The following is a 19,680-nucleotide window of genomic DNA, read 5'->3' on the forward strand; positions in this document are numbered from 1 at the left end:
CGGGCTGGAGCTTAGCGACCCCGGCGGCTACCCGAAGTCGCCCGCATCGCGCCGTAGATGCGTCAGCACCGACACCAGGGTGCGGGTGCGCGACGGGGATAGTCCGATCTGTGCGAACACCTTCGCGTTCAAGTCCGTGGTCGCCTGCGAACCGAGATCGCGTCCGGCATCAGTGATCTCCACCAGGGTGCCGCGGCCGTCGGCGGGGTTGGGAACGCGACGCACCAGGCCGGCTTCCTGTAGACGATCCACGGTGTTGGTGACGGATGTGGGGTGAACCTGAAGGCGTGCACTGGCTTTCGCCATTGGCATGGAGCCGGCCCGGCTGAACGACAGCAGCATCAGCAGTTCGTACCGGGAGAACGTCAGGCCATGTGGCCGCAGCACGTCCTCGACCCGGGCCAGCATGATCTGATGCGCCCGCATCACCGACGTGACCGCGGCCATCCCGTCGGAGACCTCGCCCCAGCCGTTCTCGACCCAATGGCGTTGGGCGTCGTCGACGGGATCGAATGGCAGGGACATGGGCTTACCTATGAATGAAGTTGGCAGGACGCTTCTCGGAGAACGCGGCCATTCCCTCGGACTGGTCGGCGGTCGCGAACGCTGAGTGGAAGATCCTGCGCTCGAACAACAATCCCTCGGCGAGGCTGGACTCGAAGGCCCGATTGACCGCTTCCTTGGCCATCATCGAGGCCGAGAGGGACATTTCCGAGATGGTCTTGGCGACGGCCTTGGCCTCGTCGAGCAGGCTCTCGGTGGGTACCACGCGCGATACCAGACCGCTGCGCTCGGCCTCGGCGGCATCCATATTGCGTCCCGTGAGGATCATGTCCATGGCCTTCGCCTTGCCGATCGCCCGGGTGAGCCGTTGCGAGCCACCCATGCCGGGCAGCACGCCGAGCTTGATCTCGGGTTGGCCGAACTTGGCGTTCTCGGCGGCGATGATCAGATCGCACATCATCGCCAGCTCGCATCCACCCCCGAGGGCGTATCCGCTCACCGCGGCGATCGTTGGGGTGCGCACTGCGGGCAGCTTGGCCCAGGCTGCGAAGAAGTCGGTGCCGAACATGTCACCGAACGACTGGTCGGCCATTTCCTTGATGTCCGCGCCCGCGGCGAAGGCCTTCTCGCTGCCGGTAATGACAATCGCGCCGATGCCCTGATCGGTGTCGAACTCGGCGGCCGCAGCGGTGACCTCCTTCATCACCTGTGAATTCAGTGCGTTGAGTGCCTTGGGTCGGTTCAGCGTGATGACGGCAACTCGGTCGATGCGCTCGGTCAGGATTGTTTCGAAGGTCATGACGCTCCTTGGATTTGCGTGAAGATCGCCGAGAAGTCTAGGCCGGAGCCGCCGGTGGTGTTGAAATCGTCGTAGATATGCGCCGCCGCGAGCCCGAGCTGCGCATCAACTCCGTTGGCGCGCACCGCATTGGCGGCCAGGCCCAAATCCTTGGACATTAGCGCCACCGCAAATCCGGGGGCGTAGTCGCTGTTGGCCGGGCTGGTGGGTACGGGCCCGGGAACCGGACAGTTGGAGGTCAGCGCCCAACACTGGCCCGAGGCGTTGGCCGCGACATCGAACAGGGCCTGGTGCGACAGTCCGAGCTTCTCGCCGAGTACAAATGCCTCGCTGATCGCGATCATCGAGACCCCGAGGATCATGTTGTTGCAGATCTTCGCGGCCTGGCCGACACCAGGGCCGCCGCAGTGCACCACACGCTTGCCCATGGCCGCGAGAATTGGTTCCGCGGCGGCGAATACGGCATCGTCGGCGCCCACCATGAACGTCAGCGTCGCCGCGGTGGCGCCGGGAACTCCGCCGGACACCGGGGCGTCGACGAAGCGATGCCCGGCAGCGGTCGCGGCCTCGTGTGCTGCGCGGGCGTCGGCCACGTCGACGGTGGACGAGTCGATGAACAGCGTGTCCGGACTCGCGGCCGGCAGCAGTTCCCGATACGCCGCGAGCACATGCTCACCCTTGGGCAGCATGGTGATCACCACATCGGCGGTCGCGGCGGCGGCCGCACCAGACTCGGCCAGCGGCACACCGGCTTCGGTGGCGGCGCCGCGTGCCTGCTCGGACAGGTCGAAGGCGGTCACAGTGTGCCCGGCCTTGGTGAGGTTGACCGCCATCGGTAACCCCATGTGTCCCAAGCCGATAAAGGCGATTGTGCTCGTCATGACCACTCCAAATCATCGCTGACCGGTTGGAAGAAGGCGTCGATGTCGGCCGTGGTGACCGCGGCGAGTGTCTTCGGATCCCACTGCGGGTTGCGGTCCTTGTCGACCAGCTGAGCCCTGATGCCCTCAACGAGGTCGTGTGAACGCACCGACTGGCTGGACACCCGATATTCCTGCGTGAGAACCGCTTCCAACGAGGGCAAGTCCCGAGCCCGTCGCACCGCCGCGAGCGTCACCGACAAGGCGATGGGGGAGCGGGTCAGGATTTGGTCGGCGGCTGCACGTGCCCGCTCATCGCCATGCGCCTGCAGCGCCGCGACAATATCGGCGACGGTTTCGCCGGCGTAGCACTCATCGATCCAATTACGCTGCGCCAGCAGGTCGCTCGAGGGGGCATTGGTGCCGTGCACCGCAAGTGCGGTCGCGATGTCGCTATCGATGATGGCCTTGACGAATTTGTCGAGCCGGTCATGGGGCACGAAATGATCGGCGAACCCCAACGCGATGGCGTCGGCACCGGAGAAGGGGGCGCCGGTGAGCCCGGCGTGCAGACCGAGCTGGCCAGGAGCGCGCGAGAGCAGATAGGTGCCGCCCACGTCGGGGATGAAGCCAATCCCCACCTCCGGCATGCCGACCTTGGAGGTGTCCGTGACGACACGGATGTCGGCATGTCCGGCCACTCCGACGCCACCGCCCATCACGATGCCGTCCATCAGTGCCACATACGGTTTCGGAAACCGGCCGACCTGGGCGTTGAGTTGATACTCCTCGCGGAAGAATCGGCGGGCAACTACGCCGTCGATCTTGGCGCTGTTGTGGATCTCCACCACGTCACCACCCGCGCACAGGCCGCGCTCCCCGGCACCCGAGAGCACCACGGCGCGCACCGCGTCATCGGCCTCCCACTCGGACAGGGCAGCCGACATCGCGGTGATCATGTCGTTGGTCAGCGAGTTGATGGCCTTGGGGCGGTTGAGCGTGAGCAGGCCGACGCCTTTCTCGACCCGGGTCTCGATCTGATCCGTCACGCCGGGAGCCCTTCTTGGATAAGCTTGCGGGACACAATGACTCGCATGATCTCGTTGGTTCCTTCCAGGATCTGGTGTACCCGTAGGTCGCGCACGATCTTCTCGATGCCGTACTCGGCCAGGTAGCCGTAGCCGCCATACAGCTGCAACGCGTCGTTGGCCACCGTGAAACCTACGTCAGTGGCAATGCGTTTGGCCATGGCACACAGCTCGGCCGCCCGAGGATTGCCCTCCTGTACGGCAGACGCGGCGCGCCAGACCATGGTGCGGGCGGCCTCCAGCTCGGTGGCCATATCCGCGAGTCTGAATTGCAGCGCCTGGAATTTGATCAGCTCCTCACCGAACGCCTTACGCGTGCGCAGATACTCAATGACCTTCTCCAATGCCGAACGCGCACCCCCGAGCGAGCATGACGCGATATTGAGCCGGCCACCGTTGAGGCCGCGCATCGCGATGGTGAATCCGATGCCTTCCTCGCCGATTCGGTTGGACACCGGGACCCGGACATCCTCGAAGACGACCTGCGCGGTCGGCTGGGCGTGCCAGCCCATCTTGCGTTCGGGAGGCCCGAACGACAGCCCGGGTGTGTCCTTGGGGACGACGATGGTGGAGATGCCCCGTGGGCCGGGTCCGCCGGTGCGTGCCATCACCACGTACAGGTCTGCGGCACCGGCACCAGAGATGAACTGTTTGACGCCGTTGAGCACATACTCGTCACCATCGCGGGCCGCGGTGGTTCGCAAAGCCGATGCATCACTTCCACATTCGGGCTCGGTGAGGCAGTAGGCACCCAAGGTCTCCATGGTGCACATCGCCGGCAGCCATCGTTGACGCTGTTCGTCGTTCCCGAACTCGTCGATCATCCAAGCGGCCATATTGTGGATCGAGATGAATGCCGATACCGCGGCACATCCGGTGGCCATCGCCTCGAAGATCAACGACGCGTCCAGTCGGGTCAGTCCGGAGCCGCCGACCTCGGGGTCGATGTAGATACCGCCCATGCCCAGCGCCGCGGCCTTCGGGAACACCTCGACTGGGAAGTATTTGTCGCGATCCCAGTCCAGGGCGTTGGGCGCGATGTGGATATCGGCGAATTCCCGCGCCGTATTCCAGATTGCGCGCTGTTCATCAGTCAGCTCGAACATGACTAATCCATCGTGGGGATCACGAAGGAGGCGCCCTCTTTGAGGCCGGACGGCCAGCGCTGGGTCACCGTCTTGGTCTTGGTGTAGAACCGGATGGAGTCGGGACCGTGCTGATTGAGGTCGCCGAATCCGGAGCTCTTCCAGCCGCCAAAGGTGTGGTACGCCACCGGAACCGGGATGGGAACGTTCACCCCCACCATTCCGGTGTTGACCTTGGCGCAGAAGTCGCGCGCGGTGTCACCGTCACGGGTGAAGATGGCGACACCGTTGCCGAACTCATGCTCCGACGGCAATCGCAGCGCCTCGTCGTAGTCCTTGGCACGTACTACCGAGATGACCGGCCCGAAGATCTCTTCTTTGTAGATGCGCATACCGGGCTTCACGTGGTCGAAAAGTGATGCGCCGATGAAGAATCCGTCCTCATGGCCGGCGACCTTGAGGTCACGGCCATCCAGGACGAGCTGTGCACCTTCCGCTACCCCGATATCGATGTAATCGCGCACCCGCTTGAGGGCGTCCGCGCCCACCAGCGGACCGAAGTCGACGCTATCGTCCAGAGACGGGCCGACCACCAGCTCGCGGGCCCGCTTGGTCAGGCCGTCGACGAGCCGTTCGGCGGTGGACTCGCCGACCGGCACCGCGACAGAGATGGCCATACAGCGCTCACCGGCCGAGCCGTACCCGGCGCCGATCAATGCGTCGATGGCCTGGTCGATATCCGCGTCCGGCATGATGATCATGTGGTTCTTGGCGCCGCCAAAGCATTGGGCGCGTTTGCCATTCGCGGTGGCGGTCTCGTAGATGTACTGCGCAATCGGAGTGGAGCCGACAAATCCGATGGCGGCGACGCGCGGATCGTTGAGAAGCGCGTCCACCGCGGTCTTGTCGCCGTTGACGACGTTGAAGAGGCCGGGCGGCAGGCCCGCTTCGAGGAACAGCTCGGCCAGGCGTAGCGGCACCGACGGGTCGCGCTCGGAGGGCTTGAGGATGAAGGCATTTCCACACGCCAGCGCGGGGCCCGCCTTCCAGAGCGGAATCATGGCTGGGAAGTTGAACGGGGTGATGCCCGCGACCACGCCGAGGGGCTGGCGCAGCGAGTACACGTCGATACCCGTCCCGGCCCCGCTGGTGTACTCGCCCTTGATGAGATGGGGAATGCCGGTCGCGAATTCGCAGACCTCAAGCCCGCGCTCGATATCGCCCTTGGCGTCGGCCAGGGTCTTGCCGTGCTCCTGGGACAGCATCGCGGCCAACTCGTCGATCTCCGCGCGGACCAGGTCGACAAACTTCGCGAGTACCCGCCCACGTTGCTGGGGGTTGCGAGCGGCCCAACCGGGCTGAGCTTCCGCGGCGTTCGAGATGACCGCCTCGACTTCGGAAACGTCCGCCAGCGGCACCTGTCGCACAGGCTTGCCAAGCGACGGGTCGTAGACATCGGCGTAACGCCCGGACGTCCCGGGGACGCGCTGACCGGCGACGAAATGTGTTAATTGCGGTAACGAACTCATGGTGTAGCCCCTTGGGAAGCGGTTGAGAATCAGGGAGGTCGGTATTTCCAAATCTAGTTGGACATCCAGGTAATGTCTAGTAGGACGTCCAGGTAAAAATTCGACTGTTCACAGTGATCTCACAGGGATTTGCCGCAACCGCAGTGCCCTGGCGGTAATGTGGGCCTACGACGTGGCCGGACAGTCTCGGGACCAGTGGCGAAAGCGCGGAACTCTTGCACTTGCCGGCTCGTTGAATCACCAGTTGACTTGTTGACGTCATCTGCGGACGCCGCATAGTGCGGCACCGCACTTCCAGGAGAGGATCACGACGGTGCGAACCACCAGCAATCCCATTCTTCGGACGCTGCCCGGGAAAGAGCGCGGCGGCTACGCGCAGTTCGGGGCGGGTGCGGCAGGTGCGGGCGCCATGATGGCGCAGCAGATGCAGCAGGACCCGTACACCGCTTACCCGGAGGCACAGGCCGGCGTCTCCCGGCCGCTGACGATCGACGATGTGGTGACCAAAACGGGTATCACCCTCGGTGTCATCGTCACGGTCGCCATCGCGTCGTTCTTCCTCGTCAGCGCCAACCAGGCGCTCGCACTGCCGTTCCTTTTGGTCGGTGGGCTGGGCGGTCTGGTCATGGTGATGATCGCCAGCTTCGGGCGTAAGCAGGACAACCCCGCGATCGTGCTGGGCTATGCCGGGCTCGAGGGCCTATTCGTCGGTGCCATCTCGTTTGTCATCCCCGCCAGTGTCGGTCTTGGCGGCGCGAGTGCCGGCGTCCTGATCGGTCAGGCGGTGCTGGGCACCGTCGGCGTATTCATCGGCATGCTGTTCGTCTACCGCTCGGGTGCCATCCGCGTTACCCCCAAGTTCCAGCGGATGCTGATGGCCGGTCTTGTCGGCGTGCTGGTGCTGGCGCTCGGCAACGTGGTGCTCGGGTTCTTCGGAATCGACATGGGCCTGCGCAGTGGTGGCCCCATCGCGATCATCTTCTCGCTCGTCTGCATCGGTCTGGCGGCATTCAGCTTCCTGGTCGACTTCGACGCTGCCGACCAGCTGGTGCGCGCCGGTGCGCCGGAGAAGGCCGCCTGGGGTGTGGCGCTCGGCCTGGCTGTCACCCTGGTCTGGCTTTACGTCGAGATCCTGCGACTGCTGAGCTACTTCCAGAACGACTAGCGATTTTCTCGAAAAAGGGGCGCCCCGCACAGGGGCGCCCCTTTTTCATGTCATCGAGAAACGCGGACCCGGTTTGCGGCTTCGGCGGCATTGCGCCGCGCGGTCTCCACATGCTCGTCGTATGCCAGGGCCACGCCCATGCGGCGCGTGACAAAACTCTCCGGCTTGCCGAACAATCGCAGATCGGTACGCGGTACACGCAGGGCGGCCTCGACACCGTCGAATACGACTCCTTCCGCGTCGACCCCGCCGTAGATCACCGCGCTAGCGCCTGGGGTCTTCAACGTCGTGTCGACGGGAAGCCCGAGGATGGCGCGGGCGTGCAGTTCGAACTCGTTCTGCCACTGCGTGATCATGGTGACCATGCCGGTGTCGTGTGGGCGCGGGCTCACTTCGCTGAAGTACACCTGGTCGCCCTTGACAAAGAGCTCGACGCCGAAAATGCCCTGTCCGCCCAAGTTTTCGGTGACGGCGAGGGCTATTCGCTGTGCACGCTGTAATGCAGCGTCCGACATGGGGTGCGGCTGCCAGCTCTCGACGTAGTCGCCGTTGGCCTGTCGATGCCCAATCGGCGCACAGAAGCTCGTTTCTATCTCCCCGCCTTCGCCCAGTGCCCTGACTGTCAATAGCGTGATTTCATAATCGAAGTCGACGAATCCCTCAACGATCACGCGACTATTGCTTACCCGGCTGCCTGCCATGGCGTAGTCCCATGCGGCGCTCACATCGGCTGGTCCATCAAGCTTGCTCTGACCCTTACCGGAGCTGCTCATGAGCGGCTTTACGACGCACGGGTACCCGACACCGCCGTCGATCGCGGCCTGCAGTTCGACGAGTGAATCGCAGAATTGATAAGGGCTGGTGGGTAATCCGAGTGTCTCCGCCGCCAGGCGGCGGATGCCTTCGCGATCCATAGTGAGCCGTGCGGCACGAGCGGTGGGGATAACGCGCACGGCGCCCTCGGCCTCCAGCGCCTCCAACGTCGGGGTGGCGATCGCTTCGATCTCCGGTACTACGAGATCTGGCTTCTCCGTCTCGATCAATGCCCGCAGCTGCTCCGGATCGGACATCGAGATGACGTGCGCATGGTGGGCGACCTGGTGACCGGGGGCGTTCTGATAGCGGTCGACGGCGATGGTCTCGACGCCCAGACGTTGCAGGGCGATCAGTACCTCGCGGCCGAGTTCGCCTGAGCCGAGGAGCATGACCCGCGTCGCGCGCGGTGACAGGGGAGTTCCGATAGTGGTCATCGCGACTGAATCTTAATGCCGCCGACACGCCGTGTTGTGGTGAGCACGTGCGATACGAACCCGCCGCAACACGGCGTGTCGGCGAAAAGCGTTGTTAGACGAGCCGCTCGATAACCATCGCCATACCCTGGCCGCCACCGACACACATGGTCTCGACGCCGAAGGTCTTGTCGTAGGTGGTCAGGTTGTTCAGCAGCGTGGCGGTGATGCGAGCACCGGTCATGCCGAACGGGTGGCCCAGGGCGATCGCACCGCCGGAGACATTGAGCTTGTCCTCGTCGATTCCGAGCTCGCGAGCCGAACCCAGCACCTGCACCGCGAAGGCCTCGTTGATCTCGAACAGGTCGATGTCACCGATCGACTTGCCCGCGTGGGCCAGTGCACGCTTGACGGCCTCGATCGGGCCCAGGCCCATGATCTCCGGCGACAGGCCGGAGACACCGGTGGACACGATGCGCGCTAGCGGGGTCAGGCCCAGCTCCTTGGCGCGGGTGTCGCTCAGGATCACCAGCGCGGCCGCACCGTCGTTCAGCGGGCAGGCGTTACCGGCGGTGATGGTGCCGTTGGGGCGGAAGACCGGCTTCAGCTGGCTGATCGCCTCGTAGGTGGTACCGGCGCGCGGGCCGTCGTCCTTGGACACGACGGTGCCGTCGGCCAGCGTCACCGGGGTGATTTCACGCTCGAAAAAGCCGTCGGCGATTGCCTTTTCGGCGCGGTTCTGGCTGCGCACGCCCCAGTGGTCCTGGTCCTCGCGGCTGATACCGGTGTGCAGTGCCACGTTCTCGCCGGTCTGGCCCATCGAGATGTACACATCGGGGATCAGGCCGTCGTTACGCGGGTCGTGCCATTCGGTGGCACCCTGCGCGGCCTCGGCGCCACGGGCCTGCGCGTCGTCGTACAGCGGGTTCTTGCTATCCGGGTAGCCGTCGGGAGTGCCCTTGGCGAAACGCGAAACCGTCTCCACCCCAGCGGAAATGAAGGCGTGGCCCTCGCCGGCCTTGATGGCGTGGAACGCCATCCGGGTGGTCTGCAGCGAAGAGGAGCAGTAGCGGTTCACGGTGGTACCGGGCAGGAAGTCATAGCCCAGCTGCACCGCCACGGTGCGACCGATGTTGAAACCGGCCTCACCGCCGGGCTGGCCGCAACCCATGATGAGGTCGTCGAGGTCCTTGGGGTCAAGCGCAGGCACCTTGTCGAGGGCGGCGCGCACCATCTGCGCGGCCAGGTCGTCTGGGCGCATGCTCACCAGCGAGCCCTTACCGGCTCGCCCGATCGGGGAGCGTGCAAGGGAAACGATCACGGCTTCGGGCATGAAAACTCCTGGTATAGGGGAATTAGTACTGGTTCTACTCCCCAGGAATCTAATGCAGCGGCACGACGGCCCGATTGTCGGGCTGGACAGCGGGCTCACCAATGGCCAGGGCGATCTCCGTAGCGTTGCGCCGCCAGATCCGTCCCAGGATGCGCATCCGGGCACCTATGGTGTCCGCTTCCGCGGCGGCGGACACCCATGGCAAATCGGGGATGGGGCCACCCGTCCATTCGCCGAGGGCGTGCGCGACGGCCGGTAACAATAGCCGCGCTGCCAGCGCATATCCGGCGGCCGACGGGTGGTAGTGGTCGTCGGCGAACATCTCCTCGGGTGCTTGCAGAAACTCCGGCGACAGCAGGTCGGCAAGCGGAACGGGTACGCCACCGGCAGCCCGGACTGCCGCAGCCTGGAAATGGGCCAGGCGCAGCCCTCTCGAGCGCACCACCGCACGCAGCGGCTGCGGTATGGCGGTGATCACGCCGAAATCGGGACAGGTGCCCACCACCACGGCTGACCCCGCCGCGCGCAGCCGCTGCACCGCTTCGCCCAGGCGCCGCGCGGAGGCCCGCACCGCGTTGAGCGAGGTCACGTCATTTGCGCCGATCATGATTACTGCGGCGTCCGGGGGCGGGCCGATGATGGACATGGCGTCGATCTGCGCGGCCAAACCTTTGGATGTGGCACCCGATATCGCCTTGGTGGACAGACGGATTCGCTTGCCCGACTCTTCGGCCAATCCGCGCGCCAGCAGTACTCCGGGCACTTCGTCGGGTATGTGGCAGCCGTAGCCGGTGGCAGTGGAGTCACCGAAGATCGCCAGGTGCAGGTCGCACTGCACCCCGCGGCTGTATCGGGTCACTGGACTGCCACCGCGCTCGTAGACGCCGTCGGCGACCGGGGGAGCGTCGTGAGTCTTCGGAACCACCCGCCGCACCTGCCTGGCCTGCGCGTTCAGGAAGCTGTAGGCGCCCCATCCGGCGGTACCCATCGCAGCTCCCGCGGCCCCGGTGCTCAGGGCTGCCCAGATCGTGCGCCGCCGTTCGGCGAGGATGCTCACGCTGGCTATTTTCACTGACCGCGACACACGGCGCCAGTCCTCTGACCAGCATCACGGGAAAAGAGGCGAGGACGATGCGGTATCGAAAGCGGTTTGTTGCCTGTTGATAGGTATAGTCCATCGGGCGCTAGCTGCTAGCTAGCAGCCTGTTTAACGCAGGACACTGGCTAGGCAAAGGAGCCTGAACAGATGACCGCACCGAAGCGCGCTCCCGAATACGGGCATGTGGGTTCTTCCTCCAGTGCCCTGAATACGCTGGTCCGCAGCCTTCCGATGAGCGACGGCGCCGCCGTCGAGGTGATCGAGGATGCGGCGAGTCTGGCCGCCCGGCTGCTTGGATTCGGTGTCCGGATGACGGTGCGCACGGTCCTGCAGATCGGCAGCCACGCCCCCACACTCCCTTACCCGTTTAGGCTCTTGGAAGAACTCGGCCGCGTCATGGTTCCCCCGCGTGGCACGGTCAGGGCGACCGTCACTCTGGCGAATACCAACGCGCGTCTGATTCGCGCCAAGGGCGTAGGGCCGGTCGACGGCACCGGACGCGTGGTGCTGTATCTGCATGGTGGCGCCTTCATCGTGGGCGGCCCAAATACCCACAGCGCCATGGTGTCCACGATCTCTAAGCATGCCGACGCGCCGTGTCTGGTGGTCGACTACCGCATGCCGTCGAAGGCCTCCCTGGATCAGGCCGTCGACGACTGCGTCGACGGGTATCGCTGGCTGCGCGCTCAGGGATACGCGGCGGAGCAGATTGTGCTGGCTGGTGATTCGGCCGGCGGTTTCCTCTCGGTGGCGGTGGTCGAGCGCGTTCTGGCCGAGGACGGCGAGGCGCCGGCCGCGCTGGCGCTCATCTCGCCGCTCATCGAACTGGACCCCGCGCCCAAGGTGGCGCATGAGAACGCTAAGACCGATGTCATGTTGCCGCCCAACTGCTTTGAGGCGCTGCAGCAGATCCTCACCAAGGCCGGTGGCGGAATCCCGCCGCGGGAGATCATCGACAAGGTCGACGGCCGGATGCCGCAGACGCTGGTGCATTGCTCCGGGTCAGAGGTGCTCTTGTACGACGCGCGGCTGCTGGGGCAGCGCCTTGCCGAGCAGGGTGTGCCGGTGGAGATCAAGATCTGGCCCGGCCAGATGCACGTCTTCCAGTTGGCCACCAAGATCGTGCCCGAGGCCAAGGTGTCCCTGGCGCAGATCGGCCAGTACATCCGCGACGCTGTGCCCGAGACTTCCTCGGCTGAGTTCGTCGCACCTGCGGCGGTTTAGTCTCTCTTCGCGCAAGCGGCTCATCGGCCCGATTCCCTGCGGTGGGTCCTCTGTGCGCGGACCGGTGGCCGGTCGAATAGCGTTACCGGCATGCGCATCGCCCAGCATGTCTCGGATCTGATCGGCAACACCCCCCTCGTCCAGCTCAACTCGGTGGTGCCTCAGGGCTGCGGGGTGGTGGCCGCCAAGATCGAGTACCTCAATCCCGGCGGCAGCTCCAAGGACCGCATCGCCGTCAAGATGATCGAGGCCGCCGAGGCGGCGGGGCTGCTCAAGCCCGGTGGCACCATCGTCGAGCCCACCTCGGGCAACACCGGTGTCGGACTGGCGCTGGTCGCTCAGCGCAAGGGATACCGCTGCGTGTTCGTGTGCCCCGACAAGGTCAGCGAGGACAAGCGGAACGTATTGCGGGCCTACGGGGCCGAAGTCGTCGTGTGCCCCACTGCGGTACCGCCGGAGCACCCCGACAGCTACTACAACGTCTCCGATCGACTGGTGCGCGAGATCGACGGCGCCTGGAAGCCCGACCAGTACTCCAATCCCAACGGCCCTGCTAGCCACTACGAGACCACCGGCCCGGAGATCTGGGCCGACACCGACGGCAAGATCACCCATTTCGTCGCCGGGGTGGGGACCGGCGGGACGATCACCGGTGCGGGCCGATATCTCAAGGAGGTGTCCGGCGGGGCCGTGAAGGTCGTCGGCGCCGATCCGGAGGGGTCGGTGTACTCCGGAGGCACCGGCCGTCCGTATCTCGTTGAGGGTGTGGGGGAGGACTTTTGGCCCACCGCATATGACCCCAGCGTGGTCGACGAGGTGATTGCGGTATCCGATGCCGATTCGTTCGAGATGACTCGCCGTCTCGCGCGCGAGGAGGGATTGCTGGTCGGAGGATCCTGCGGGATGGCAGTGGTGGCCGCAATTCGATTGGCAGAGAGGGTCGGTCCTGACGGGTTGATCGTGGTGTTGCTGCCCGACGGCGGGCGCGGGTACCTGTCCAAGGTGTTCAACGACGGCTGGATGTCCTCCTACGGGTTCCTGCGCAGCCGCCTGGACGTCAGTGTTTCCGAGCCCACGGTCGGCGACGTGCTGCGTGGAAAGTCTGGTGCGCTACCGGATTTGGTGCACACCCACCCATCGGAGACGGTCCGCGATGCCATCGAGATCCTGCGTGAATACGGGGTCTCGCAGATGCCGGTCGTCGGCGCCGAACCGCCCGTCATGGCCGGTGAAGTCGCCGGGTCGGTATCCGAAAGGGAGCTGCTGTCAGCGGTATTCGAGGGTCGGGCGCAACTTGCTGACGCCGTGTCCCAGCATATGAGCCCACCGTTGCCGCTGGTCGGCGCCGGTGAGCCGCTGAGCACCGCCGGCTCGATGCTGCGCGATACCGACGCGGTGATGGTGGTCGACGAGGGTAAGCCCGTCGGTGTCATTACCCGTCATGACCTGCTCGGATTCGTTTCGTCGGCCAGGAGCGCCCGGCACTGAATCTGGCCTCAAATCGTTTCACGGAAGCCAACCTGTGGAAACGCTGGAAGCGTAATGTCCTCTTTTGCTCGACGCTGATGCGTGCCATACGAACTGGAGGACGACCGTGACCGAAGTTCCACCACTCCCGCCACAGGATCCGGGTGCCTATCCGCCGCCGCCTCCGGCAGCCGGTCCGCCCGCCTTGCCCGGCAGCAGTTTTGACGTCTGGATCAAGCGTGTCGGTGCCGCAATCGTCGATAGCCTCATTCCTGGGGTGATCTACGGTGTCGGTTACCTCATCGCATTCTTGACAGCCGAAAAGAGCTCGGTCTCGACCAGCGTCTACGAAGGTGACCCGCTCAGCGGCGGTGGCATGACGTACGGCGATGACGTGCAGGTCTTCAGCTTCTCGGGCCTCGGCATGGCGGCGATCACCATCTTCGGTCTGGGGGCTCTGGCCTTCGGCCTGTGGAACCTGAAGAAGCAGGGTGACACCGGCTCGACGATCGGCAAGAACCTCCTGGGCATCCAGGTGCTCGGTGAGACCACCGGTCAGCCGATCGGCTTCGGCATGTCAGTGGTACGACAGATTGCGCACTTTCTCGACTACATCATCTGCATGATCGGTTTCCTGTTGCCGCTGTTCACGGCGAAGCGGCAGACGATCGCCGACATGTTAGTGAAGACTGTCGTCGTCCCCAAGTAGAAGTAACCCGTCAGGCGGCGCTGGGCTGTCTCACTCCCACCGGTCCGGTATAGGCTCGGACCCGATGAGTGAGCAGCGCAGCGCCGCCGACGCGTCTCGGTGGCAAGGGTTTTCCACGAGAGCCATCCACGGCGGTTTCCATGCCGATCCGCAGACCGGCGCGGTCAACGTGCCGATCTACGCCAGCTCGACCTTCGCCCAGGACGGTGTCGGTCAGCTGCGTGGCGGTTTCGAGTACGCACGCACCGGCAATCCCACCCGTGCTGTCCTCGAATCCTCGCTGGCGGCACTGGAAGAAGCACACTTCGGCAGGGCGTTCAGCTCCGGAATGGCGGCCACCGACTGTGTCCTGCGTGCGCTGCTGCGGCCCGGTGATCACCTGGTCATTCCCAACGATGCCTACGGCGGCACCTTCCGGCTGATCGACAAGGTGTTCTCGCAGTGGGGAATTAGCCACACTCCGGTGCCCGTAGCCGATGTCGACGCCATTCGTGCGGCGATCACACCCAGCACGAAGCTGATCTGGCTGGAGACGCCAACCAACCCGCTGTTGAGCATCGCCGATATCGCGGCCGTCGCGCAGGTGGCCAGTGAACATTCCGTGAAACTCCTGGTGGACAACACCTTCGCGTCGCCTGCACTGCAGCAGCCACTGAACCTCGGCGCCGATATCGCGCTGCACTCCACCACCAAATACATTGGCGGACACTCAGATGTGGTGGGCGGTGCGCTGCTCACCAACGACGAGGAGCTGGACAAAGCCTTTGCATTCCTGCAGAACGGCGCGGGGGCCGTGCCGGGCCCGTTCGATGCCTACCTGACCTATCGGGGCATCAAGACGTTGGCGTTGCGCATGCAGCGGCACAGCGAGAACGCCCAAGCAGTGGCAGAGTTCCTGGCTGCTCACTCCGCGGTTGCGCAGACTATCTACCCGGGACTGGACAGTCACCCCGGACATGCGGTGGCCGCCAAGCAGATGCGTGGATTCGGTGGGATGATCAGTGTCCGGCTGGCCGGAGGGCGCCAGGCCGCACTCGACTTATGCTCGCGAACAGAGCTTTTCATTCTGGCTGAATCGTTGGGCGGCGTCGAGTCGCTGATCGAGCATCCGGGTGCCATGACGCATGCGTCGACGGCCGGGTCGCTGCTGGAGGTGCCCGAGGATCTGGTGCGGCTGTCGGTGGGTATCGAAGAGGTCGGCGATCTGATCGGCGACCTTGAGCAGGCGCTTCGATAAGCGCTAGCTCATCGAATGCAGGGCCGCCGAAATCACCGCGGCAGTCACTGCAAGATTGACCGCCGGGCCACGATTGTCGCGGGTTTGAGCCGCCCATCCGCCGTCGGCGATGGTCTGCGACCACCGGGACACCTGCTGCTTGCCCACCGCGTCGAGGCTCAATATTGCGTCGAATCCGTTGACGCCGTGCAGCACTGCAATGATCGCGGCAGTGCTCGGCGCGGGCGGGGCATAGTGGAACAACACATCTGTGACGCCCTGGCGCACCGCATTCGCACGCTCATTGTTGGTCACCGGCCAGTACTTCTCCGGGAACAGCCGGTTACCGCTGCGGACGGTGTGAATATCACCGGTGATCTCCAGCCGGTGCAGCATCTGGGAGTCCACACCGCGCCGGACCTTGGTGATCGCTTCGACCGGGCTCATCGGCCGTCGGCGGAGCCGGTGCACCGCGCGGTCGAGCACCGGATCGCCGGTGTGCGGCACATTGAGCACCAGTAGATGACCGGCCTTCGCCGGTTCACCCTGCGTCGCCGGTCGAACACGTTGGGCCAGAGCGAGATCCAGCACGATAGCGGCGGCGAGGGCCTGTGTCCGCCGATTCTTGTCCAACAGCGGACGCCCCGAGGCATTGTTCAGCAACAGAAGCAGGAGGTCCTCCGCAATCTGTGGCATGAGGGGACAATAGCTGCAGAACTGGTGACATGATGCCTGGCATGGCTACGGAGTCAGCGGGAGCAACAGGGTTGGTGACGGTCGACGAGATCCGGGAGGTGGCGGAGCGCCTCACCCCTGTGATGCGGCGCACACCGGTGGTGGCTTTTCGCGCGCTGAGCGAACGCTGCGGGCACGAAGTGCGGCTCAAATGCGAAAACTTGCAACGCACAGGATCTTTCAAACCGCGCGGTGCCTACAACCGGATCAGTCTGCTGCCCGATGACCAGCGCGTGAATGGCGTGGTCGCTGCCAGCGCGGGTAACCACGCCCAGGGCGTGGCCTGGGCCGCGACCACGCTGGGCATCCAGTCGACGGTCTTCATGCCGGTGGGGGCGGCGCTGCCCAAGGTCGTCGCGACCCGCGCCTACGGCGCTACCGTGCACCTCACCGGTACCACCATCGATGAGGCGTTGTTGGCGGCGACCGCGTTCGCGGCGGAAACCGGCGCGGTGCTCATCCATCCTTTTGATCATCGTGATGTCGTGGCCGGTCAGGCGACTGTCGGGCTCGAGATTCTGGAGCAGCTTCCCGAGGTGGGGACCATCGTGGTGCCCGCGGGCGGTGGCGGGCTCGTCGCGGGGATTGCGGCAGTGGTGAAAGAGGCGCGGCCGGAGGTGCGGATCGTCGCGGTGCAGGCCGCGGGTGCGGCCGCGTGGCCGGTGTCGCTGAAAGCCGGGCACCCGGTGGCACTGGAGTCCATGGACACCATGGCCGACGGCATCGCGGTCGGTAAGCCGGGGGCGGTGCCGTTCGAGCATGTCGTCGCGTTGGTCGATGAGGTGGTCACGGTCAGCGAGGAGGCACTGTCGCGCGCCCTGCTGCTATGCCTGGAGCGGGCCAAGCTGGTGGTGGAACCCGCCGGTGCTGCCGCGGTGGCCGCATTGCTCACCCTGTCCGCCGAGGAGCTGGGCCTGACCGGCCAGGTATGTGCGGTGCTCTCGGGCGGAAACATCGATCCGCTGCTGCTCACGCACGTCATCACCCACGGTCTGCGCGCGGCCGGACGTTACCTGACGGTGCGGGTCACCATTGCCGATGCGCCGGGCGGCCTCTCGGGCCTCCTCGATGTCTTCCGAGCGGCGGGGGCCAGCGTCGTCGATATCACGCACTGGCGAAACAGCGAGCGTCTGCGTCTGGGTGAGGTGGATGTGTTGGCGACCGTCGAAACTCGGGGGCCAGAACACCGTCAGGCCGTCCTCGACGCAATCGTCGCGGCCGGCCTGACGGTTCAGGAAGAGCGGTAGGCCCCAAATATCCGCCGAGTGCGAGCGTGACGCGGTTTTCGGGCCCGATTTCCGCGTGAGGCTCGCACTCGATGCGGTCCCAGGTGACTTGTCGGCGGACGGTGTGATGCTGCGGGCTATGGGGGAGATCTTGTGGCCGTTCCGGTCAACCGAGCTGTTGGCGGCCGGCGCCATCACGGAGCATCGCATGCGGACCCGATATCGCCAGGTCTACCCGGGCATTTATGTGCCGAGCGAAGCCGAGTTGACCGCGACGCAGCGCGCCTATGCCGCGTGGTTGTGGACTGAGCGTGGCGGCGTGGTCGCGGGGGTATCGGCCTCGGCCGTGCACGGCGCTAAGTGGGTGGATGCGAGCATGACTGTCGACGTCATCCACCGACACCACAAGGTCGCCGCGGGATTGCGAGTCCACCGGGATACCTTGACGGGTAACGAGATTGCACATGCCAAGGGGATCGCCATCACCAGCCCGGCTCGGACCGCATTCGACCTTGGTAGGTGGCTGCCGTGGGCTGCAGCCATCGAGCGGATAGACGCGCTGATGGCCGCAACGGCTCTCAAGGTGGCAGACGTCGAAGAAGTGATCCGGGCACACAGTGGGGTTCGTGGACTCGCGCGTCTGGTCGACGTCTTGGGACAAGTCGACGGTGGTGCGGAGTCGCCACAGGAGACCAGAACGCGCCTACTGCTGGTGAAGTCGGGGTTTCCGCCGCCGCAGACGCAGATCCGGGTCGTCAACCGATACGGCGACTTTGTTGCTCGGATCGACATGGGCTGGGAGGACCTGAAGGTCGGGGTCGAATTCGACGGCGCCCAGCACTGGACCGATGTACGCCAGAGATCTCGCGATATCGACCGATCGGCTGAACTGGCGGCGGACGGATGGGTGATCGTGCACGTGAGTGCCGACATGCTCCGTCATCGGGCGGGCACGATTGTCGCGCGTGTTGACGAGGCCCTCAGAAATGCTGCCAAAACCAAATCGAGTGCGAGCCTCACGCGGATTTCGGGTCGGATTTCCGCGTGAGGCTCGCACTCGATGGAAAAAGGTGTGGAGCCTTAGTCGTGGTAGGGCTCGGCGCTGACGAGCGTCACCTTTACCTCGGTGCCGTTGGGCACCGTGTAGCTGCGGGTCTCGCCGACCTTGGCGTCGATGAGCGCGCCACCCAGCGGTGAGCTGGGGGAGTACACCTCGAGATTGCCGTCCTTGACACCCTCCTGGCGGGTGGCGATGAGGAATGTCTCGGTATCGCCCTTGTCGCCGTCGTAGTAAACCTTGACGACCGAACCGGGCAACGCGACGCCGGATTGCGTCGGCGCCTCGCCGACCTTGGCGTTGTTGAGCAGCTCTTGCAGCTGGCGGATGCGCGCCTCTTGCTGGCCCTGCTCGTCGCGGGCAGCGTGGTAGCCACCGTTTTCACGCAGGTCGCCCTCTTCGCGGCGCTCGTTGATCTCGGCGGCGATGATGGGGCGATTGGCGATCAGTTGGTCGAGTTCCGCCTTGAGCCGATCATGTGATTCCTGGGTCAGCCAGATCACCTGGGTGTCGGTCATGGTGCAGGTACTCCTTGTCTCAGGCCAGCAACCTCCGCTGGCTCTCATCTATCGGGTGCGGGTCGGGTCCATTGCTGCGACTCGCACTCTCCAAAATGCAGCAATACACGGTCCCAGCCGGGATCCGTGTATTGAGCCAGCATACCACTGTCGCTGTGATGTTCAGCCTATTTTTGGCCGAGGTTTGCCCGATGTGAACGTTGCCGATGTCTGGCCGGCGGTGCCCGAAGCGTCTGTGCTGGGTCTCGTGGAAGAAATTGGGATCAGGATGCGATCAGATACGGCGGAACCGCCAGACTGCATCCGTAGACATCGCCGGTCACCGGAGGCCGCGTCGACTTCACCAGGGCCGTGATCGGCACGGATCGTTCGGAGGAGGGTGGCACCAGTACTTCGCGGCGGCCCGTTTCGCTGCCGTCGATGGACCGTGCCCGCAGGATGCACACCGCCGGCTTGGACGGGTCTTTTCGTTCTACCGAGGCGGTGACGGCGACGGTCGAGGAGTCCACGAGCCGGTAGGCGGAAAGTTCGCCCTTGACGTCTCCGGGGCCCAACCGGTTGTATCCGATCGCGGCGATCGCGACTCCGGCTATTACCACCAACACGGTTAGCCCGATCGCGATCCAGCGGCCACGACGGGGTGTGCTCGCTTTGGTTCCGTAGCGGTCCCCTGGTGGCCGTAGTGCCGTTGGTCTTGGCGCAAGCGGCTCATCTGGCTCTGCTGGTCCTGGCGCAAGCGGCTCATCCACGGGTCAACGGTATGACGGGTATGAGTGGGATGAAACGATGGGGGACGCTAGAGCATCCCTAGAAGGCCGGATAGAGAAGATCAGGAAG

General features: G+C 64.9%; 19 protein-coding genes. 7 read left to right on the forward strand and 12 right to left on the reverse strand.

What is annotated here, in order from left to right:
* Nucleotides 1-27: 27 nt before the first annotated feature.
* From MLB1_RS22185 to MLB1_RS22210, 6 genes are read right to left on the reverse strand one after another with little or no spacing between them, the layout of a single operon-like run.
* Complete coding sequence (locus tag MLB1_RS22185) at nt 28-525, reverse strand: MarR family transcriptional regulator (RefSeq protein ID WP_180752016.1); 498 nt, start codon at nt 523-525, stop codon at nt 28-30.
* Between the two features lie 4 nt (nt 526-529).
* On the reverse strand, nt 530-1,303 hold the full coding sequence (locus tag MLB1_RS22190; RefSeq protein WP_180752017.1) for an enoyl-CoA hydratase: 774 nt from the start codon (nt 1,301-1,303) through the stop codon (nt 530-532).
* A complete protein-coding gene (mmsB, locus tag MLB1_RS22195; RefSeq protein WP_180752018.1) occupies nt 1,300-2,184 on the reverse strand; it encodes a 3-hydroxyisobutyrate dehydrogenase in 885 nt (294 codons plus the stop codon). The genes MLB1_RS22190 and mmsB overlap by 4 nt, the downstream gene beginning before the upstream one ends.
* Nucleotides 2,181-3,212 (reverse strand): enoyl-CoA hydratase/isomerase family protein, encoded by a 1,032-nt coding sequence (locus tag MLB1_RS22200; protein WP_180752019.1) that lies wholly within the window; start codon nt 3,210-3,212, stop codon nt 2,181-2,183. Before MLB1_RS22200 ends, mmsB begins: the two co-directional genes overlap by 4 nt.
* A complete protein-coding gene (locus MLB1_RS22205) occupies nt 3,209-4,357 on the reverse strand; it encodes an isobutyryl-CoA dehydrogenase (RefSeq protein ID WP_180752020.1) in 1,149 nt (382 codons plus the stop codon). The genes MLB1_RS22200 and MLB1_RS22205 overlap by 4 nt, the downstream gene beginning before the upstream one ends.
* Before the next feature lie 2 nt (nt 4,358-4,359).
* Nucleotides 4,360-5,865 (reverse strand): CoA-acylating methylmalonate-semialdehyde dehydrogenase, encoded by a 1,506-nt coding sequence (locus MLB1_RS22210; RefSeq protein ID WP_180752021.1) that lies wholly within the window; start codon nt 5,863-5,865, stop codon nt 4,360-4,362.
* Nucleotides 5,866-6,178: 313 nt separating this feature from the next.
* On the opposite strand from MLB1_RS22210, the gene MLB1_RS22215 reads away from it, so the two are divergent.
* The gene (locus tag MLB1_RS22215) at nt 6,179-7,030 is read left to right on the forward strand and encodes a Bax inhibitor-1/YccA family protein (RefSeq protein WP_180752022.1); all 852 of its coding nucleotides are present in this window, start codon (nt 6,179-6,181) and stop codon (nt 7,028-7,030) included.
* Nucleotides 7,031-7,080: 50 nt separating this feature from the next.
* Here MLB1_RS22215 and purT read toward each other — a convergent pair whose 3' ends face one another.
* From purT to MLB1_RS22230, 3 genes are all read right to left on the reverse strand, one after another.
* Nucleotides 7,081-8,280, reverse strand: a complete 1,200-nt coding sequence (purT, locus tag MLB1_RS22220; protein ID WP_180752023.1) for a formate-dependent phosphoribosylglycinamide formyltransferase — start codon at nt 8,278-8,280, stop codon at nt 7,081-7,083.
* A 94-nt stretch (nt 8,281-8,374) separates the two neighbouring features.
* Nucleotides 8,375-9,592 carry an acetyl-CoA C-acetyltransferase gene (locus MLB1_RS22225; protein WP_180752024.1) on the reverse strand — a complete coding sequence of 406 codons (1,218 nt, stop codon included), beginning with the start codon at nt 9,590-9,592 and terminating at the stop codon, nt 8,375-8,377.
* A gap of 49 nt (nt 9,593-9,641) precedes the next feature.
* Nucleotides 9,642-10,649, reverse strand: a complete 1,008-nt coding sequence (locus tag MLB1_RS22230; protein ID WP_180752025.1) for an SGNH/GDSL hydrolase family protein — start codon at nt 10,647-10,649, stop codon at nt 9,642-9,644.
* Nucleotides 10,650-10,838: 189 nt separating this feature from the next.
* Here MLB1_RS22230 and MLB1_RS22235 point away from each other — a divergent pair, with 189 nt between their 5' ends.
* From MLB1_RS22235 to MLB1_RS22250, 4 genes are all read left to right on the forward strand, one after another.
* Nucleotides 10,839-11,915, forward strand: coding sequence for an alpha/beta hydrolase (locus tag MLB1_RS22235; protein ID WP_180752026.1), 1,077 nt, complete (start codon nt 10,839-10,841; stop codon nt 11,913-11,915).
* A gap of 90 nt (nt 11,916-12,005) precedes the next feature.
* The gene (locus tag MLB1_RS22240) at nt 12,006-13,403 is read left to right on the forward strand and encodes a cystathionine beta-synthase (RefSeq protein WP_180752027.1); all 1,398 of its coding nucleotides are present in this window, start codon (nt 12,006-12,008) and stop codon (nt 13,401-13,403) included.
* A 106-nt stretch (nt 13,404-13,509) separates the two neighbouring features.
* On the forward strand, nt 13,510-14,091 hold the full coding sequence (locus MLB1_RS22245) for an RDD family protein (protein WP_180752028.1): 582 nt from the start codon (nt 13,510-13,512) through the stop codon (nt 14,089-14,091).
* Between the two features lie 64 nt (nt 14,092-14,155).
* Complete coding sequence (locus MLB1_RS22250; RefSeq protein ID WP_180752029.1) at nt 14,156-15,328, forward strand: cystathionine gamma-synthase; 1,173 nt, start codon at nt 14,156-14,158, stop codon at nt 15,326-15,328.
* Between the two features lie 3 nt (nt 15,329-15,331).
* Here MLB1_RS22250 and MLB1_RS22255 read toward each other — a convergent pair whose 3' ends face one another.
* A complete protein-coding gene (locus tag MLB1_RS22255) occupies nt 15,332-16,003 on the reverse strand; it encodes a GPP34 family phosphoprotein (protein ID WP_180752030.1) in 672 nt (223 codons plus the stop codon).
* Between the two features lie 41 nt (nt 16,004-16,044).
* Here MLB1_RS22255 and ilvA point away from each other — a divergent pair, with 41 nt between their 5' ends.
* Both ilvA and MLB1_RS22265 read left to right on the forward strand, forming a co-directional pair.
* A complete protein-coding gene (gene ilvA, locus MLB1_RS22260) occupies nt 16,045-17,289 on the forward strand; it encodes a threonine ammonia-lyase (RefSeq protein WP_180752031.1) in 1,245 nt (414 codons plus the stop codon).
* Between the two features lie 118 nt (nt 17,290-17,407).
* The gene (locus MLB1_RS22265; RefSeq protein ID WP_180752256.1) at nt 17,408-18,316 is read left to right on the forward strand and encodes a DUF559 domain-containing protein; all 909 of its coding nucleotides are present in this window, start codon (nt 17,408-17,410) and stop codon (nt 18,314-18,316) included.
* 32 nt (nt 18,317-18,348) lie between these two features.
* Here the strand turns inward: MLB1_RS22265 and greA are convergent, their stop codons facing one another.
* Both greA and MLB1_RS22275 read right to left on the reverse strand, forming a co-directional pair.
* Entirely contained in the window at nt 18,349-18,843 is a 495-nt protein-coding gene (gene greA, locus MLB1_RS22270; protein ID WP_180752032.1) for a transcription elongation factor GreA, read from the reverse strand.
* Between the two features lie 263 nt (nt 18,844-19,106).
* Nucleotides 19,107-19,466, reverse strand: coding sequence for a DUF4307 domain-containing protein (locus tag MLB1_RS22275; RefSeq protein ID WP_358146728.1), 360 nt, complete (start codon nt 19,464-19,466; stop codon nt 19,107-19,109).
* Nucleotides 19,467-19,680 lie beyond the last annotated feature (214 nt).

The organism is Mycobacteroides sp. LB1 (genome assembly GCF_013449725.1).
Lineage (GTDB): Bacteria > Actinomycetota > Actinomycetes > Mycobacteriales > Mycobacteriaceae > Mycobacterium.

Bases quoted from the DNA above. Each gene is read 5' to 3' on its own strand.
- MLB1_RS22185 (WP_180752016.1), bottom strand. From the start codon at position 525: ATGTCCCTGCCATTCGATCCCGTCGACGACGCCCAACGCCATTGGGTC.
- MLB1_RS22190 (WP_180752017.1), bottom strand. From the start codon at position 1,303: ATGACCTTCGAAACAATCCTGACCGAGCGCATCGACCGAGTTGCCGTC.
- mmsB (WP_180752018.1), bottom strand. From the start codon at position 2,184: ATGACGAGCACAATCGCCTTTATCGGCTTGGGACACATGGGGTTACCG.
- MLB1_RS22205 (WP_180752020.1), bottom strand. From the start codon at position 4,357: ATGTTCGAGCTGACTGATGAACAGCGCGCAATCTGGAATACGGCGCGG.
- MLB1_RS22210 (WP_180752021.1), bottom strand. From the start codon at position 5,865: ATGAGTTCGTTACCGCAATTAACACATTTCGTCGCCGGTCAGCGCGTC.
- purT (WP_180752023.1), bottom strand. From the start codon at position 8,280: ATGACCACTATCGGAACTCCCCTGTCACCGCGCGCGACGCGGGTCATG.
- MLB1_RS22225 (WP_180752024.1), bottom strand. From the start codon at position 9,592: ATGCCCGAAGCCGTGATCGTTTCCCTTGCACGCTCCCCGATCGGGCGA.
- MLB1_RS22235 (WP_180752026.1), top strand. From the start codon at position 10,839: ATGACCGCACCGAAGCGCGCTCCCGAATACGGGCATGTGGGTTCTTCC.
- MLB1_RS22240 (WP_180752027.1), top strand. From the start codon at position 12,006: ATGCGCATCGCCCAGCATGTCTCGGATCTGATCGGCAACACCCCCCTC.
- MLB1_RS22250 (WP_180752029.1), top strand. From the start codon at position 14,156: ATGAGTGAGCAGCGCAGCGCCGCCGACGCGTCTCGGTGGCAAGGGTTT.
- MLB1_RS22255 (WP_180752030.1), bottom strand. From the start codon at position 16,003: ATGCCACAGATTGCGGAGGACCTCCTGCTTCTGTTGCTGAACAATGCC.
- ilvA (WP_180752031.1), top strand. From the start codon at position 16,045: ATGGCTACGGAGTCAGCGGGAGCAACAGGGTTGGTGACGGTCGACGAG.
- MLB1_RS22265 (WP_180752256.1), top strand. From the start codon at position 17,408: ATGGGGGAGATCTTGTGGCCGTTCCGGTCAACCGAGCTGTTGGCGGCC.
- greA (WP_180752032.1), bottom strand. From the start codon at position 18,843: ATGACCGACACCCAGGTGATCTGGCTGACCCAGGAATCACATGATCGG.